This window comes from Pseudomonas sp. LM13 (assembly GCF_041381355.1).
In the GTDB taxonomy this organism is placed as follows: Bacteria; Pseudomonadota; Gammaproteobacteria; order Pseudomonadales; family Pseudomonadaceae; genus Stutzerimonas; species Stutzerimonas frequens.
The window spans coordinates 78,932-93,100 of sequence record NZ_JACBXH010000004.1 but is presented as its reverse complement, the minus strand read 5'-3'; the positions used below and the strand labels follow the sequence as shown (position 1 = coordinate 93,100).

General features: G+C 66.0%; 16 protein-coding genes. 10 read left to right on the top strand and 6 right to left on the bottom strand.

What is annotated here, in order from left to right:
* The first annotated feature begins 12 nt into the window (after nucleotides 1-12).
* Complete coding sequence (locus HZR81_RS05270) at nucleotides 13-1,236, top strand: maltoporin (RefSeq protein WP_200595265.1); 1,224 nt, start codon at nucleotides 13-15, stop codon at nucleotides 1,234-1,236.
* 4 nt (nucleotides 1,237-1,240) lie between these two features.
* Here the strand turns inward: HZR81_RS05270 and HZR81_RS05265 are convergent, their stop codons facing one another.
* Both HZR81_RS05265 and HZR81_RS05260 read right to left on the bottom strand, forming a co-directional pair.
* Nucleotides 1,241-2,020 carry a hypothetical protein gene (locus HZR81_RS05265; protein ID WP_181090623.1) on the bottom strand — a complete coding sequence of 260 codons (780 nt, stop codon included), beginning with the start codon at nucleotides 2,018-2,020 and terminating at the stop codon, nucleotides 1,241-1,243.
* Between the two features lie 80 nt (nucleotides 2,021-2,100).
* Nucleotides 2,101-3,063 (bottom strand): alpha/beta hydrolase, encoded by a 963-nt coding sequence (locus HZR81_RS05260; protein ID WP_500127500.1) that lies wholly within the window; start codon nucleotides 3,061-3,063, stop codon nucleotides 2,101-2,103.
* A 145-nt stretch (nucleotides 3,064-3,208) separates the two neighbouring features.
* Between HZR81_RS05260 and aroC the strand changes: the two genes are divergently transcribed.
* The 6 genes from aroC to HZR81_RS05230 all read left to right on the top strand — a co-directional run bounded on the left by aroC (nucleotide 3,209) and on the right by HZR81_RS05230 (nucleotide 7,315).
* Entirely contained in the window at nucleotides 3,209-4,300 is a 1,092-nt protein-coding gene (aroC, locus tag HZR81_RS05255) for a chorismate synthase (RefSeq protein ID WP_500127499.1), read from the top strand.
* A 74-nt stretch (nucleotides 4,301-4,374) separates the two neighbouring features.
* Nucleotides 4,375-5,526: an MFS transporter gene (locus tag HZR81_RS05250; protein ID WP_500127498.1), complete on the top strand. Its 1,152-nt coding sequence runs from the start codon at nucleotides 4,375-4,377 to the stop codon at nucleotides 5,524-5,526.
* Nucleotides 5,527-5,634: 108 nt separating this feature from the next.
* Entirely contained in the window at nucleotides 5,635-6,180 is a 546-nt protein-coding gene (locus HZR81_RS05245; protein ID WP_200595256.1) for a 1,2-dihydroxy-3-keto-5-methylthiopentene dioxygenase, read from the top strand.
* 163 nt (nucleotides 6,181-6,343) lie between these two features.
* Complete coding sequence (locus HZR81_RS05240) at nucleotides 6,344-6,553, top strand: PLD nuclease N-terminal domain-containing protein (protein ID WP_063540440.1); 210 nt, start codon at nucleotides 6,344-6,346, stop codon at nucleotides 6,551-6,553.
* Nucleotides 6,554-6,559: 6 nt separating this feature from the next.
* The gene (locus HZR81_RS05235; RefSeq protein WP_125867825.1) at nucleotides 6,560-6,751 is read left to right on the top strand and encodes a PLDc N-terminal domain-containing protein; all 192 of its coding nucleotides are present in this window, start codon (nucleotides 6,560-6,562) and stop codon (nucleotides 6,749-6,751) included.
* Between the two features lie 3 nt (nucleotides 6,752-6,754).
* Nucleotides 6,755-7,315 carry a histidine phosphatase family protein gene (locus tag HZR81_RS05230; protein ID WP_500127497.1) on the top strand — a complete coding sequence of 187 codons (561 nt, stop codon included), beginning with the start codon at nucleotides 6,755-6,757 and terminating at the stop codon, nucleotides 7,313-7,315.
* An 8-nt stretch (nucleotides 7,316-7,323) separates the two neighbouring features.
* Here HZR81_RS05230 and HZR81_RS05225 read toward each other — a convergent pair whose 3' ends face one another.
* Nucleotides 7,324-8,199 (bottom strand): DNA-3-methyladenine glycosylase family protein, encoded by an 876-nt coding sequence (locus HZR81_RS05225; RefSeq protein WP_102840315.1) that lies wholly within the window; start codon nucleotides 8,197-8,199, stop codon nucleotides 7,324-7,326.
* Between the two features lie 183 nt (nucleotides 8,200-8,382).
* Here HZR81_RS05225 and speE point away from each other — a divergent pair, with 183 nt between their 5' ends.
* Nucleotides 8,383-9,243 carry a polyamine aminopropyltransferase gene (speE, locus tag HZR81_RS05220; RefSeq protein ID WP_430731475.1) on the top strand — a complete coding sequence of 287 codons (861 nt, stop codon included), beginning with the start codon at nucleotides 8,383-8,385 and terminating at the stop codon, nucleotides 9,241-9,243.
* A gap of 312 nt (nucleotides 9,244-9,555) precedes the next feature.
* On the top strand, nucleotides 9,556-9,897 hold the full coding sequence (locus HZR81_RS05215) for a ribonuclease E inhibitor RraB (RefSeq protein ID WP_063540435.1): 342 nt from the start codon (nucleotides 9,556-9,558) through the stop codon (nucleotides 9,895-9,897).
* 3 nt (nucleotides 9,898-9,900) lie between these two features.
* Here HZR81_RS05215 and HZR81_RS05210 read toward each other — a convergent pair whose 3' ends face one another.
* Entirely contained in the window at nucleotides 9,901-10,857 is a 957-nt protein-coding gene (locus HZR81_RS05210; RefSeq protein ID WP_063540434.1) for a LysR family transcriptional regulator, read from the bottom strand.
* Between the two features lie 109 nt (nucleotides 10,858-10,966).
* Here HZR81_RS05210 and HZR81_RS05205 point away from each other — a divergent pair, with 109 nt between their 5' ends.
* The gene (locus HZR81_RS05205) at nucleotides 10,967-11,719 is read left to right on the top strand and encodes a sulfite exporter TauE/SafE family protein (protein ID WP_156243944.1); all 753 of its coding nucleotides are present in this window, start codon (nucleotides 10,967-10,969) and stop codon (nucleotides 11,717-11,719) included.
* A 6-nt stretch (nucleotides 11,720-11,725) separates the two neighbouring features.
* Here the strand turns inward: HZR81_RS05205 and chrA are convergent, their stop codons facing one another.
* Nucleotides 11,726-12,943 (bottom strand): chromate efflux transporter, encoded by a 1,218-nt coding sequence (gene chrA, locus HZR81_RS05200; RefSeq protein ID WP_500127496.1) that lies wholly within the window; start codon nucleotides 12,941-12,943, stop codon nucleotides 11,726-11,728.
* A 59-nt stretch (nucleotides 12,944-13,002) separates the two neighbouring features.
* The gene (locus HZR81_RS05195; protein ID WP_500127495.1) at nucleotides 13,003-13,965 is read right to left on the bottom strand and encodes a DUF1853 family protein; all 963 of its coding nucleotides are present in this window, start codon (nucleotides 13,963-13,965) and stop codon (nucleotides 13,003-13,005) included.
* Nucleotides 13,966-14,169: the final 204 nt, after the last annotated feature.

Genomic DNA, 14,169 nt, shown 5'->3' with positions numbered 1-14,169 from the left:
AGCGGAGTGGATATGAAAAAAACACTAACAGCCCTGAGCGTTGCCAGCGCCATTGCGGGTCTGACGCTGCCTGTGGGCGCCCATGCACTGGAGTTCACCGGCTACATGCGCAGCGGGGTCGGCGAATCGGTCAACAGCGATTCGCAGTCCTGCTTCCAGTTGCCCGGCGCGCCGACCAAGTACCGCCTGGGTAACGAGTGCGAGCAGTACGCCGAGCTCGATCTGCGTCAGGACCTCTACACCTTCGCCGACGGCTCGGTACTGAGCCTGGAAGGCATGGCGGCGCTCTACAACCAGTACAACCACACCCCTGAGTTCACCGGCGATCACGGCTGGGCGCGGATGGTGCAGGCCTATGCCGAGTGGAGCAAGGTGCCGGCGTTGTACAACGGCTCGCTGTGGGCCGGGCGGCGCTTCTACAAGCGCAACGACATCCATATCTCCGACTTCTACTACTGGAACCAGAGCGCCACCGGTGCCGGCGTGGAGGACATGGAGATTGGCGGGCTGAAGTACAGCTATGCCTTCTCGCGCAAGGACAGCGTGTTCCAGAAGGACTACGTCACCCGCCACGACTTCAACGTTGGCGGCTTCGACAGCAACCCGGGAGGTGAGCTGGAGTTCGGCCTGAGCTACCTCGACAAGCCCAGCCGTGACGATGCCAACAGCGGTTGGGCCGTGACGGTGCAGCATGTGCAATCCGACTTCCTCGGCGGCAAGAACACCCTGGCGCTGCAGTATGGCGAGGGTCCGGGCACCGGCCTCGGTTATACCGGCGACGTCACCCTGGACAACAGCGCCAAGAGCTGGCGAGTGGTGGAGTATTTCGACTGGCAGCTGACGCCGCGCTTCGGCGGCCAGTTCCAGGGGGTCTACCAGAAAGACAAGCGCGACGACGGCGGCGACCAGGACTGGTGGTCGGTGGGCGCGCGTCCGGTCTATGCGTTCAGCGAGCAGTTCAAGCTCGTCGCCGAGGTGGGTCACGACCAGATCGATGCCACCGACGGCACGCGCAAGCTCAGCAAGTTCACCATCGCGCCGACCTGGTCACCCGCCGGTCCTGGCTTCTGGGCGCGGCCGGAGTTTCGCCTGTACTACACCTACGCCAGCTGGAACGACGCGGCGCAACGGGCGGCCAACGTGATGGCCGAAGGCTTGGCGCTGTCGGATACCGGTGCGTTCGGCAACGCTCGCCACGGTTCGAACTTCGGCGTGCAGGTCGAGCACTGGTGGTAAGCGGCTAGCGGGTCGCCATCCAGATCAGCAGGCCGGCCTGGAACAGCGCCAGCGCAATCAGGCAAACAATGGTGAATCGCAGCGCACCGTCCTCGCGGCGGAAGCGGGCGATACGCTCCTGCAGGTCGCGGATCTGGTTTTCCTGCGCCTGCAGGTTGCGGTCGGCCTGTTCCAGCATCGCCGCCGCATCCTGCAGCTCCACAATCTGGACCTTCTCGCTGTTCCAGTCCGGCCTCAGGCTGCTGGCGCGCGGCGCGCCGTAGGTCGCCTTGCCCGCCTGGTCCTTTGGGTAGTCCACATCGAACCCCTGGGTGCGCAGGCAGTGGTCACGCCGCAGGCGCTGGTCGTCGCTCGTCACATCCTTGGGCAGCGATCCGCCCTCGACCAGATAATGTCCCCAACGCTTCTGCGCCCAGGCCGCGCCTTGTGCCAGCAGGAAACGGCCGAGGCCGCGATTGGCGGGTTCCAGATGCAAGCCGCTGTCCGGGCCGAAGCGCAGTTCCTTGCTGCGATGGTCGGCCCATACCTCCAGCACGTTGTACTTGCGCGAGCGCGCCTGCCCCGGGATGTTGACGAACATCCGCAGCAGGCTCTGCTCGGGCGTGTGGCGTTCCAGCTGCGCCAGCTCGACGAAGCGCAGTGGCCGCGCGCCGCCGTCGCGTTCGGTGGGCAGCGGCGCCAGGCGCAGCAGACGGAAACGATCGGGGCGAAGTTCGGCCCACGGATGCTTCGGCGGCGCCGGTGGCTCTTTCTCTGTGCTCTGGGTGATATCGGTGTCGGTCATCTGCGCGTTCCTGGGCCTGCGCGGCGGCTCGTTCAGAACTGGTCTCGGCCATCGTCACGGGGCTATCGGCGGCGCGGCGCCTAACTGGAGGCTGGCAGCATGCCATTGGCCTCTAGGAAGTGCCGGATACGTTCCTGCAAGCCCCAGGCGAGCGGCAGATCGGGGTCGTCATAGGAGGCCAGCTGTTGCGCATCCGCCGGCACGATGCGCAGCACATGGTTCATGCCATCGATCAGCGCCAGTTCGGCGTCGGGCTTGGCACGCTGCAGGGCTTCGGCGTCCTCGATGCCGACCTGGATGTCGTGGCGGCCCTGGATGATCAGCGCGGGTGTCTCGACGGCCGCGAAGACCTCGGCCGGGTCGTAGGCGAACAGCGAAATCAGGTACGGCTGCACGCTGGGACGGAACAGCACCTGCAACGGCTCCGGCACTTCGGCGTGGGTTCGGCCGGCCTTGAGCTCGTCGATCAGGTAATGGCTGGTGGCGAGCAGTGTTGGTGGTAGGCGGCCCTGCAGTTGCTCGCGCAGCACCTCGTCGATCGGCCGGCCGCTGCCGGCGAGGCTGATCAGCGCCGCGGCGCCCGACTTCGGCGCGGCGAGACTGGCGATCAGCGCGCCTTCGCTGTGGCCGATCAGGATCAACTGGCCGAAACGGGGATCGCCCTTGAGCTTCGCGCTCCAGGCCAGCGCATCGCTGACATAGCCCTCGACGCTCAGCTCGCGCTCGTCCGCTGCGGCCGCCAGGCTGGCGCCGACGCCGCGCTTGTCGTAACGCAGACTGGCCACGCCCAGCTTGGCCAGGCCTTGGGCCAGGCGTTTGAGGCTGTCGTTGCGCCCGGCCGGGTTGTTGCCGTCGCGGTCGGTCGGGCCGGAGCCTGCGATCAGCAGCGCTACCGGTACTGGCTGGTCGCTCTTGGGCAGCAACAGACTGCCCTGCAGCACGCCGCTGCCGGTATCCAGGTTCAGGGTCTGGTTGAGCAGGGTCTGCGCCTGCAGGAAAGAAGGGGACATGGTCAGTAGCAGCAGTATCAGCAGGGCACGCATGGAAGGATTTCGTTGCTCACGGAGCAGGTTGGACGCGGTAATCGACGCAAAGGTCAGTATGTGCCGGCAACGGGAGCGATGACACCGTAGCGGCCTCAGGTATACTTCCGGCCCCTGTTTTTCGGTCGATCGCGGAGCGTCCTGCATGTCCGGCAATACCTACGGCAAGCTGTTCACCGTCACCACTGCCGGCGAAAGCCATGGTTTTGCGCTGGTGGCCATCGTCGACGGTTGCCCGCCCGGGCTGGAGCTGTCGCTGGAAGACCTGCAGCGCGACCTCGACCGCCGCAAGCCGGGTACCAGCCGGCACACCACGCAGCGCCAGGAGGCCGACGAGGTGGAAATCCTTTCCGGTGTGTTCGAAGGCAGGACCACCGGTTGCCCGATCGGCCTGCTGATCCGCAACACCGACCAGAAGTCCAAGGACTACTCGGCGATCAAGGACCAGTTCCGCCCGGCCCATGCCGATTACACCTATCACCACAAGTACGGCCTGCGCGACTACCGCGGCGGTGGCCGCTCCTCGGCGCGCGAGACCGCCATGCGTGTCGCCGCCGGTGCCATCGCCAAGAAGTACCTGGCGACGCTGGGCATTCAGGTGCGTGGCTACATGAGCCAGCTCGGGCCGATCGAAATCCCGTTCAAGACCTGGGACAGCGTCGAGCAGAACGCCTTCTTCAGCCCCGACCCGGACAAGGTGCCGGAGCTGGAGGCCTACATGGACCAGCTGCGTCGCGATCAGGATTCGGTGGGCGCGAAGATCACCGTGGTCGCCGAGGGCGTGCCGCCGGGCCTCGGCGAGCCGATCTTCGACCGCCTGGATGCGGAACTAGCCCACGCGCTGATGAGCATCAACGCGGTCAAGGGCGTGGAAATCGGCGCCGGTTTCGCCTCGGTGGCCCAGCGTGGCACCGAGCATCGCGACGAGCTGACCCCGCAGGGCTTTCTGTCCAACAATGCCGGCGGCATCCTCGGGGGCATTTCCTCGGGTCAGCCGATCGTCGCCCATCTGGCGCTCAAGCCGACGTCCAGCATCACCACGCCAGGGCAGTCGATCGATGTGAATGGCGCGCCGGTCGAGGTCATCACCAAGGGTCGTCATGACCCCTGCGTCGGCATTCGTGCCACGCCGATCGCCGAGGCCATGATGGCCATCGTTCTGCTCGATCACCTGCTGCGCCACCGTGGGCAGAACGCCGATGTGCAAGTGCTCACCCCGGTGCTGCCGCAACTGTGAATCCGGGCCGTAGACGGCAGACCGACGGCGGCAGCATAAGGCGGCCGTTGTCCGCAGTCGGTAGCTTGTAGCCTATGGCCGCTGCTCTGCCGTACTGGCGTCTGTCCGGTTTCTACTTCTTCTACTTTGGCCTGCTCGGCTCCACGGCGCCGTTCCTCGGGCTGTACTTCGATCATCTGGGTTTCTCGCCGGAGCGGATCGGCGAGCTGATCGCCATTCTCATGCTGATGCGTTGCGTGGCGCCGAATCTCTGGGGCTGGCTGGGCGACGTCAGCGGCCGCCGGCTGGAGATCGTCCGCCTCGGCGCCCTGTGCACGCTGCTGTCCTTCGGCCTGATCTTCTTCGACAAGAGCTTCGCCTGGCTGGCGCTGGTAATGGCCCTGCATGCGTTCTTCTGGCACGCGGTGCTGCCGCAGTTCGAAGTCATCACCCTGGCGCATCTGCACGAGCAACCCGAGCGCTACAGCCAGGTACGGTTGTGGGGCAGCATCGGCTTCATCCTGGCGGTGGTGGGGCTTGGGCTGCTGTTCCAGCGGTTGAGTCTGGACCTGTATCCGACCGCTGTCGCTGCGGTGATGCTGGGCATCGTGCTGAGCAGTGTCTGGGTCCCGAACGCGCAGCCGCGCCAGCGCGCCGAGTCGGACGGGCAGGGCGGGTTTCTCGCTCAACTGCGCCGTCCCGGGGTACTGGCCTTCTACGGCTGCGTGGCGTTGATGCAACTGGCCCATGGGCCGTACTACACCTTTTTCAGCATCCACTTGGAAGCACTGGGCTACAGCCGCAGCTTTATCGGGCTGATGTGGGCGCTGGGCGTGGTCGCGGAAATCCTGCTGTTCCTGGTCATGGCGCGCCTGCTCGAGCGCTTCACGCTGCGTCAGGTGCTGCTGGCCAGCTTCCTGATCGCTGCCTTGCGCTGGGTGTTGCTCGGGCAGTTCGCCGAGCACCTGGCCGTGCTGCTGATCGCGCAGCTGATGCACGCGGCGACCTTCGGCAGTTTCCACGCCGCCGCCATTCACTTCGTCCAGCGCAGTTTCGGTCATCGCCAGCAGGGCCAGGGCCAGGCGCTGTATGCCAGCCTGTCCGGCATCGGTGGAGCGCTGGGTGCGCTCTACGCGGGCTACGCCTGGTCCGGCCTCGGGCCGGGCTGGTCGTTCGCCATCGCCAGTCTGGCGGCGCTGGCCGCAGCCGTTATCATTGCTTCGCGTTTGCAGGAGGACCGGGCATGACTGTCGCATTCGAATTTTTCGACTGCCAACTGAAAATGCGCGCTCTGCACAACAGATGAATTCAGCTGCCCGGGTAACCGGTCAGACGACCCTTTCGGAGAGCCGAACATGAGTGTCCTCAGCGTCTATCACGAATCCCGCCCCGACCAGCCGCTCAAGGTGCTGACCCACCTCGAAGACATCGCCCCGACGCTGGCCCAGGTTGGCGTACAGCTGGAGCGCTGGGAAGCCGGCGCGCCGGTTGCTGCTGGCGCCAGCCAGGAAGAGGTGATCGCCGCCTACCGGCCCCAGATCGACCGACTGATGACCGAACGCGGCTATCTCGCCGTCGATGTCATCAGCGTGACCCGCGACCACCCGCAGAAGGAAGAACTGCGCGCGAAGTTCCTCGATGAGCATCGCCATGCCGAGGACGAGGTGCGCTTCTTCGTCGCCGGGCGCGCACTGTTCAGTCTGCATATCGACGACATGGTCTACTCCGTGCTGTGCGAGAAGAACGACCTGATCACCGTACCCGGCGGCACGCGCCACTGGTTCGACATGGGCGAAGAGCCGCACTTCGTCGCCATTCGCCTGTTCGGCAATCCGGACGGCTGGGTTGCCGAGTTTACTGGCGAACGCATCGCCGACCAGTTCCCTCGACTGGATGACTGATACGTCGACCATGGCCATCGACACCGGTGCAGGCGCAGACATGACCGTCAGCAGCTTTGCCCGGTCGATCCGACGCGCTGCTGAGCCGCTCTGGCACGCTAACTGAACCCTGCCGCCGCGCTGGCATCCTAAATTAGGTACTCACCCAAACAGGAGCGTACCCATGGGAGATGCATTCGGCGGTATTTTCGGCCTGCTCATCCTGATACTGGATATCTGGGCAATCATCAGCATCGTTCGCAGCGACAGCACCACTGGCAAGAAAGTGCTCTGGGTTCTGCTGATCATCATCCTGCCGGTGCTCGGCCTGATCATCTGGGGAATCATGGGCCCGCGCGGCAATCGCCCCGATGCACGCGGACCGTATCGGTAAGCGCTAATGGAAAGCCTGAGCGCTCCGCTGGCCCTGGTGGTGCTGGTGCTGGATGTGCTCGCCATCGCGCATGTCTGGCGCAGCCCCATCGAGACTGGCCGCAAGGTCATCTGGTCGCTGGTGATCGTATTGCTGCCGGTGGTCGGCCTGATCATGTGGGCCGCGGCGGCCGGGCCGTTCGGCAAAGCGCGGCTGTGAAGCATGCGTGGCAGTGGCTTGCTGTTCGCTGTGCTGCTGCTCGTCTCTGTCCCGGCAGAGGCGGACGATGACGAAGCCTGGCAGGCATTACGCGAAGGCCGTGCGCTGCTGATCCTGCGCCACGCCAATGCGCCAGGGCTGGGCGATCCGCCCGGCTTCAGACTCTCCGACTGCAGCACCCAGCGTAATCTCGATGAGCGCGGCCGAGCCCAGGCCCAACGCTGGGGCGCGCTGTTGCGCGATAGAGGCCTGGCCGCGGTACGGCTTTTGAGCAGCCGCTGGTGCCGCGCCCTGGAGACGGCCGAGCAGATGGCGCTCGGCCCGGTCGAGCCGCTGCCTGCGCTGGATTCCTTCTTCGCCTCGCCGGCCAGCGAGGGACGGCAGACCGTTGAGCTGCGCGAAGTCTTGGCCGGGCTGGAGCCCCGTGAGGTTGCGGTATTGGTCAGCCATCAGGTCAACATCACTGCGCTGACCGGCATCTTTCCGCAGTCGGGCGAGGGGCTGATCCTGGCTCGGCCGCTGGCCGTACCTCCGCAGATCCTGGCGCGCGTCCCGCCGCCTTAGACGTACCGTCAGCCGCCCTTGGCGTAGTTGTCCCAGATGTGGATCGCCGCGTAGGCACGCCATGGACGCCAGGCTTCGGCGCGTGCGGCCAGTGCCTTGGCGGTCAGCCCATCCGCTCCCCAAAGCGGCGCCTTGAGCAAACCGAGATCCGCACTGGGAAAGGCATCTGCCACGCCGAAGCCGCGCAGCGCGATGTATTCGGCGGTCCAGGGGCCAATGCCCGGCAGCTCGCACAGGCGCCGGACCAGCGTGTCGGCGCCATCCCCGACATGCAGCTGCAACGCGCCCTCGGCCACTGCGGCGGCCAGCCGGCGCAGCGCCTGGGCGCGTTTGGCGGGCATGCCAATGGCCTCCAGCGGGTCGTCGGCGATCGCCTGCGCGGTGGGAAATAGCATCTCCAGTCCGGCTGGCGCCTGTGGCAACGGCTCGCCGAGGCGCTCGACGATACGGCGCGTAATGGTCACGGCCGCCTTGACGGTGACCTGCTGACCGACGATCGCGCGCACGGCCTGCTCGAATGGATCGTAGGCCGCTGGCAGGCGCAGGCCGGGTTGAGCTGCGACCAGTGGGCCGAGCGCCGGGTCGCTGGCGAAATGCGTGGCGATCGCCTGCGGGTCGGCGTCCAGGTCGAACATCTTGCGCACCTGGGCTACCAGTGGCTGGGTGGCGTGCAGCAGCGAGTCGCTGAGGGTGAGTTCGAGCACGGGGCGGTCGTCGGCAGCATTGACGCTGAGCCAGCCGCAGGCCTCACCGAGGCGCAGCGTACGGGCATAGCCGCGTGGCTCCAGGCGCTCCACACCTGGCAGAAGACGCAGGGCGAAGTGGCGGTGGAATTGTTGCCAGTCCCAGGGCTCGAGGTAGGGCAGGTGAATGGTTTCGCTCATTTCCAGACCCTAGCGTCTGCGCGTCGCTTTGTCGTCCCTAAGTGTGCTTTCGAACCCCCATGGTTCCTCCTGTCATCTAGGCCACCGTAGAATGCGCCTCTTTTCGGTGGGCGATTCATCGCCCGTCCCCAGCCAGCTTGCAGACGTCGCGGCGTTGCGCGATGCCTGCCAAGGGAGACAGCCATGAGCGACTTTCAGGAAACTCTCTACGAGGGATACGGGCAGCGATTCCATATCGACAAGCTGCTGCACGAGGTGCACACCGAGCACCAGCATCTGGTGATCTTCGAGAACCCGCGCATGGGCCGCGTCATGGCTCTTGATGGGGTGATCCAGACCACCGAGGCCGACGAATTCGTCTACCACGAGATGCTCGCCCATGTGCCGATCCTGGCCCACGGCCTGGCGCGCCGGGTGCTGATCATCGGTGGTGGCGACGGCGGCATCCTGCGCGAAGTGGCGCGCCATCGCGACATCGAGAGCATCACCCTGGTCGAGGTAGACGGCGCAGTGGTGGAGATATGCAGGGAATTCCTGCCGAACCATTCGGCCGGGACCTTCGATGATCCGCGGCTGAAGCTGGTGATCGATGACGGCATGCACTTCCTGGCGGAAACCGAGGAGAAGTTCGACGTCATCATTTGCGATGCCACCGATCCCGTCGGCCCGGGTGAGGCGCTATTCTCCGAGAACTTCTACCAGGCGTGCCGGCGCTGCCTGAACGAGGGCGGTATCCTGGTCGCCCAGAACGGCACGCCGTTCCTGCAACTGGGCGAGGTGCAGACCACCGCCAAGCGCATGCAGGGTCTATTCGCCGATTGGCATTTCTATCAGGCCGCGGTGCCGACCTACATTGGCGGTGCGATGACCTTCGCCTGGGGCGCCAGCAGTGCCGAGAGCCGCAAACTGCCGCTGGAAACCCTGATGCAGCGCTATAGCGGCAGCGGCATCGTGACCCGTTATTACAACCCGCACGTGCACATCGCCGCCTTCGCGCTGCCGCAGTACGTGCTACATGCGATCGCCAAGCCCAGCAACGACTGATCGCGCACGGCGCATCGCCCCTCGAGCGGCCCGCCCGGCAACGGTGCGGGCCGTTTTGTGTTCCGCGCTCCGGTTGAACTGCCACATGTCTCGCGGGTTCTACTGATGAAGCCCGCGACCCTGGCGCGCGGTGGCGTCGAGTCATCGAGTCCGTGCAGTCAGGTCCCTGGCCTGCTAGCTTGTCACTGTGGACATCGTCCACGTCTCTTCGACTAGCTGTTGCGACTCCCGTTTGCCCGATGTCTCGACGACGGAGCCGATCTCCCGCTGAGCTCGTGGCAACTTCATCCAGGTATGAGAGGAGGTTGAATCATGAGCACCACCTTCCATGAGGATGTCAGCAGCACCGTTCTGCGCCGGATGAAAGAGGGCGGTTTCGATTTCGCCCGTGTGCATCCCATCGAGTTCTACGCGGTATTCCCCGAGAGGGACCGTGCCCAGATCGCCGCCGAGAACTTCCGCGGTGAAACCATCAACACCCAGGTCTTTCCGCGCGAGGACGGAAGCTGGAATCTGCAGGTCAGCAAGGTGATGTACGCGACGTTCGACGGCATCGGCGACTTCGAGCAGGATCTGGAGGATCTGGTTGAACCCCTCGGTGGTGTGCTCGATGGCTGGGGCGTCACCCAGGAAATCGAAAGCCAGAGCCTCTGAACGTCACTCCCTTTTCAAATCGCTATTGAGCGCCTGGTCCCATGGCGGGACCGGGCCGAAGCGGGATTTGAGAAACTCCAGCAGCAGTCGGGTCCGCGAGTCGGCCTCGCGTGTCAGGCGCAGGGCATAGATGCCGCTGGCTTCCGGTTGCGGCAGTCCGCTTTCGCAGAACAGCGGAAGCAGTTCGCCGCGCAGCAACTGATCGCTGATCAGCCAGGTCGGCAGGTGAGCGATGCCGAGCCCGGCCAGCGCTCCGGCCAGTAGCGCCTCGGCATTGTTCGCCACCATCCGCAGGCGTCCGGGACGCAGCAGGCGCGGCTTGCCGTCGCGCTCGAAGCGCCAGGCATGCGGCGGAGCCAGCGCGTCCCAGTCGAGCCCGTCATGCTCGGGAAGCTCCTCCGGCTGCAATGGCAGGCCACGACGTTCCAGGTAGGCCGGGCTGGCGCAGACGATCCGCACCATCGGTGCCAGCGGCGTGGCGACCAGCCGCGTGTCGGCCAGCGGACCGATGCGCAACACCAGATCCACTTCCCCCAGATGTTCACCTTGCAGATCGACGAAGCTGTCGATCAGCCGCAGCTGGATATCTACACCTGGATAGGCCTGCAGGAACTCAGCCAGCGCCGGCGCCAGGTGCCGACGCCCGAATGGCGCAGGGGCGTCGATGCGGATCCGACCTTCCGGTGCGCTGTCCAACGACGTCGCTTCGGCACGCGCCAGATGCAGTTCCTGCACGATGCGCCGGGCGCGCTCGGCAAAGGCCAGTGCCGCAGGCATCGCCCGCACGGCATGGGTGCTGCGGCTGAACAGCTGACCGCCGAGGGCCTGCTCCAGTGCATCGATACGCCGTGCCACGGCGGAGGGCGTGAGGCCATGCCGGCGCGCAGCAGCGGAGAAGCTGCCGCATTCCAGCACGTCGAGGAAGAGTTCGAGTTGAGCGGAAAGGGCGTCTGGCAGCATTGTCGACTCTGCTTGTGCGTAAAGTGCAAAGCCATTGTGCGCGGCTGTGCGTATCGACGCCAGCCGTAGCGGCGTAGCATTCGCGTCTCTCTGACATTGGAACGCGCATATGCTGCTGGACATCGGGCTGAACATTCTGCTGGGACTGGCGTTGGGCACGCTTGGCGGACTGTTCGGCATTGGCGGCGGGCTGATCGCGATTCCGGTGTTGGGCGTGCTCTTCGGATTGGACCAGCAACTGGCCCAGGGTACGGCGCTGGTGATGGTGGTGCCCAACGTGCTGCTCGCCATCTGGCGCTACCATCAGCGCAACCGCATCGACTGGCGCCACGCCGCAGCGCTGGCAGGAGCCAGTTTTGTCTTCGCCATTCTCGGCGCGGGCGTAGCGGTCTCGCTGGACGCTGGCCGCATGCGCCTGGCGTTCGTTGGCTTTCTCTTGGCTCTGGCGGCCTACAATCTGCTGCGTGTGTTTCTGCGGCCAGCGCCCGGCAATGGTCAGCTGCGTCATTCCTGGCCATGGCTCAGCGTCCTCGGCGCAGGGGCGGGGGCGGCGGGCGGGTTGTTCGGCGTGGGCGGTGCGGTAATCGCCACGCCGATCCTGACCAGCGTATTCGGCACCTCGCAGGTGGTCGCCCAGGGGCTGTCACTGGCGCTGGCTGCGCCGAGCACCGGCGTTACCCTGGTGACCTATGCGCTGCATCAGCAGGTCAACTGGCTGCTGGGCTTGCCGCTAGCCGTTGGCGGGCTGCTCAGCATCAGTCTGGGCGTGCGCCTCGCCCATGCGCTGCCGGAGCATCTGCTGCGCCTGCTGTTCAGCGGATTTCTGGTGACCAGTGCGGTGCTGCTGGCGCTGGAAAGCTGAGCAGTTTCAGCCCGTCAGGCCGAGTAGGCCGCCGCCGAGCGCACCGGCGATTACCACCAGCCACGGCGGCAGCTTCCAGTAGCTCAGTGCGGCGAAGGCCAGCACGGCCAGGATGAAGTGTTCCGCGGCCTTGATCGCGCTGGTCCAGACCGGGTCGTATAGCGCCGCCAGCAGCAACCCGACCACGGCGGCATTGACACCCGCCAGCGCCGCCTGGCTGCGGCGATTGCCGCGCAGGCGCTCCCAGAACGGCAAGGCGCCGAACACCAGCAGGAAGGAGGGCGCGAACACCGCCAGCAGGCAGATGGTTGCGCCGAGCCAGCCGCTTGGGCCGCTGTTCATCGACGCGCCGAGAAACGCCGCGAAGGTGAACAGCGGACCGGGTACGGCCTGAGCCGCGCCATAGCCGGCGAGGAAGGCGTCGTTGTCGACCCAGCCGGACGGCACCACTTCGGCCTGCAGCAGCGGCAGCACCACGTGGCCGCCACCGAACACCAGCGCACCGGTGCGATAGAACGCATCGATCTGCGCCAGCGCCTGGCTGCCGCTGACGCCGGCCAGCATGGGCAGCAGCACCAGCAGCGCAAAGAACGCAAACAGGGCAGACAGCGCGGTGCGCGTCCTGATGCGCACGGGCAAGTTGGGGGTTGCCTCGCCTGGCGTCGGGCGGAACGCCAGCAATCCGATCAGCCCCGCCACGATGATGATCGCCACTTGGCTCCAGACGAAAGGCAGCAGCAACACGGCGCTTGCTGCGCCGAGCATGATCGCAACACGCGGCCCGTCGCTGCACAGCGAGCGTGCCATGCCCCACACGGCCTGGGCGACGACCGCCACCGCCACGATCTTCAGGCCCTGGATGAACCCGCCGGGCAGGGCGTCGCCCCAGCGGGCGATGCCCAGCGCGAACAGCGTCAGCGCGACGGCCGAGGGCAGCGTGAAGCCGGCCCAGGCCGCCAGCGAGCCCCGATAACCGCCGCGCAGCAGGCCGATCGCCAGGCCGGCCTGGCTGCTGGCAGGGCCGGGGAGGAACTGGCAGAGCGCAACCAGATCGGCATAGCCGCGCTCGTCCAACCAGCGGCGGCGCGCGACGAATTCGTCGCGAAAGTAGCCCAGATGCGCCACCGGGCCGCCAAAGGAGGTCAGCCCCAGACGCAGGAAGATCAGGAAGATGGTCCAGGTTTTCAGGGGCTCGGCGGCGGGGCGTTGGGTGTCGATGGACATGTGGGGATGGGCTGATCTGCAAGGGTCGAGTCGGGCGAAAATTCTAGCCGGCGATTGTGTCAGGCCGAAGACGCGCGTGTCGCTTCGCCATTGTGTGGCCAGTCGTCCGCCACGAGGAACAGCCGTTCCTGCTCCAGCCAGTCGCCGGATGCGTCAGGTTCGAGACGCACCATCAGCTGCGCCCGCGTTCGGGCCGGATGGCCCGCCAGCCATTCGGCAAGCCGGCTGACGCTCCACAGCTCGCTGTGCGCGATGCGTGCTGCGGCCAGCCAGGCCGCGCGGGGCAGCGGTTGCCAGACGGTCTCGGGCGTCGCAGCCTGATAGCCAGGCCAGTCGGACTGACGCAGCCAGCGACCGCGCAGATGTCGAGGATTGGCTCCATGAGGCAGGGCGCAACCCTGTGGCCAGGGCTGGAACAGGTAACCGCTGAGCCAGAAACTGCTCTGCACCTCGCGCCCGGTGAGTTCGGAGAGCACGGCCTGTGTCGCCGGCTGGTTGCACAGGGGCAGCTGGTGCTGGCACAGATGGGCGAGCTTGAGATCCAGGCGGTCATGATTGCCCGGACCGAGCCAGTGGGCGTGCTGGCTGCCGTCGCCAGGTCCGAAGCCCAAATAGAGCTTTATCGCCAGCTCCAGATGGTGCACGCCCTGATCATCGCAGAACAGCAGGTCCAGCTCGCCGAGGGTGCTGCCGTTCTGGCGGATCGGCAGGTTGGCTGCAAGCAGCTGAATATCGGGTGCCTGGCAAAGCGCGTACTGCCAGAGGCGCTCGTAGTACAGACCCAGGCGGCGATTGCTGCGCTGCGACAGCCAGGCCTCGAGTACCGATGGTTCGGCATCCTGGCTCAGCAGCCAGGTGGCCAGCAGCTCGGGTTCGCGATGCCAGCGGCTCGCAGTTAGAGGATGGCGCTGGCGCAGCGGCGCTTCGCTCAGCAATGCTGGCGACAGCAGCGTCCAGGCGAGATCGCGCACCTGTGGATGGCGAAGCAGGCTGGACAGCTCGGCAAGACTGATCGGGTTCATGTCAGCAGCATAGCCGTCAGTTTGCCGCCGGTTCGACGTTTCGCCGATAATCCGCTGCCGCTGAACAGAGGCGCCGCGGCACCGCTCTAACGGCTGTCAGCGAACCTTCGAGCGCATCTGCTGGCACGTCACGCCCAGGCCGGCTGCCTCGCCGGCGCGTCGCATGTTAACTTTCGGGCGTTGCGACGCCCGCAACCATCCGCC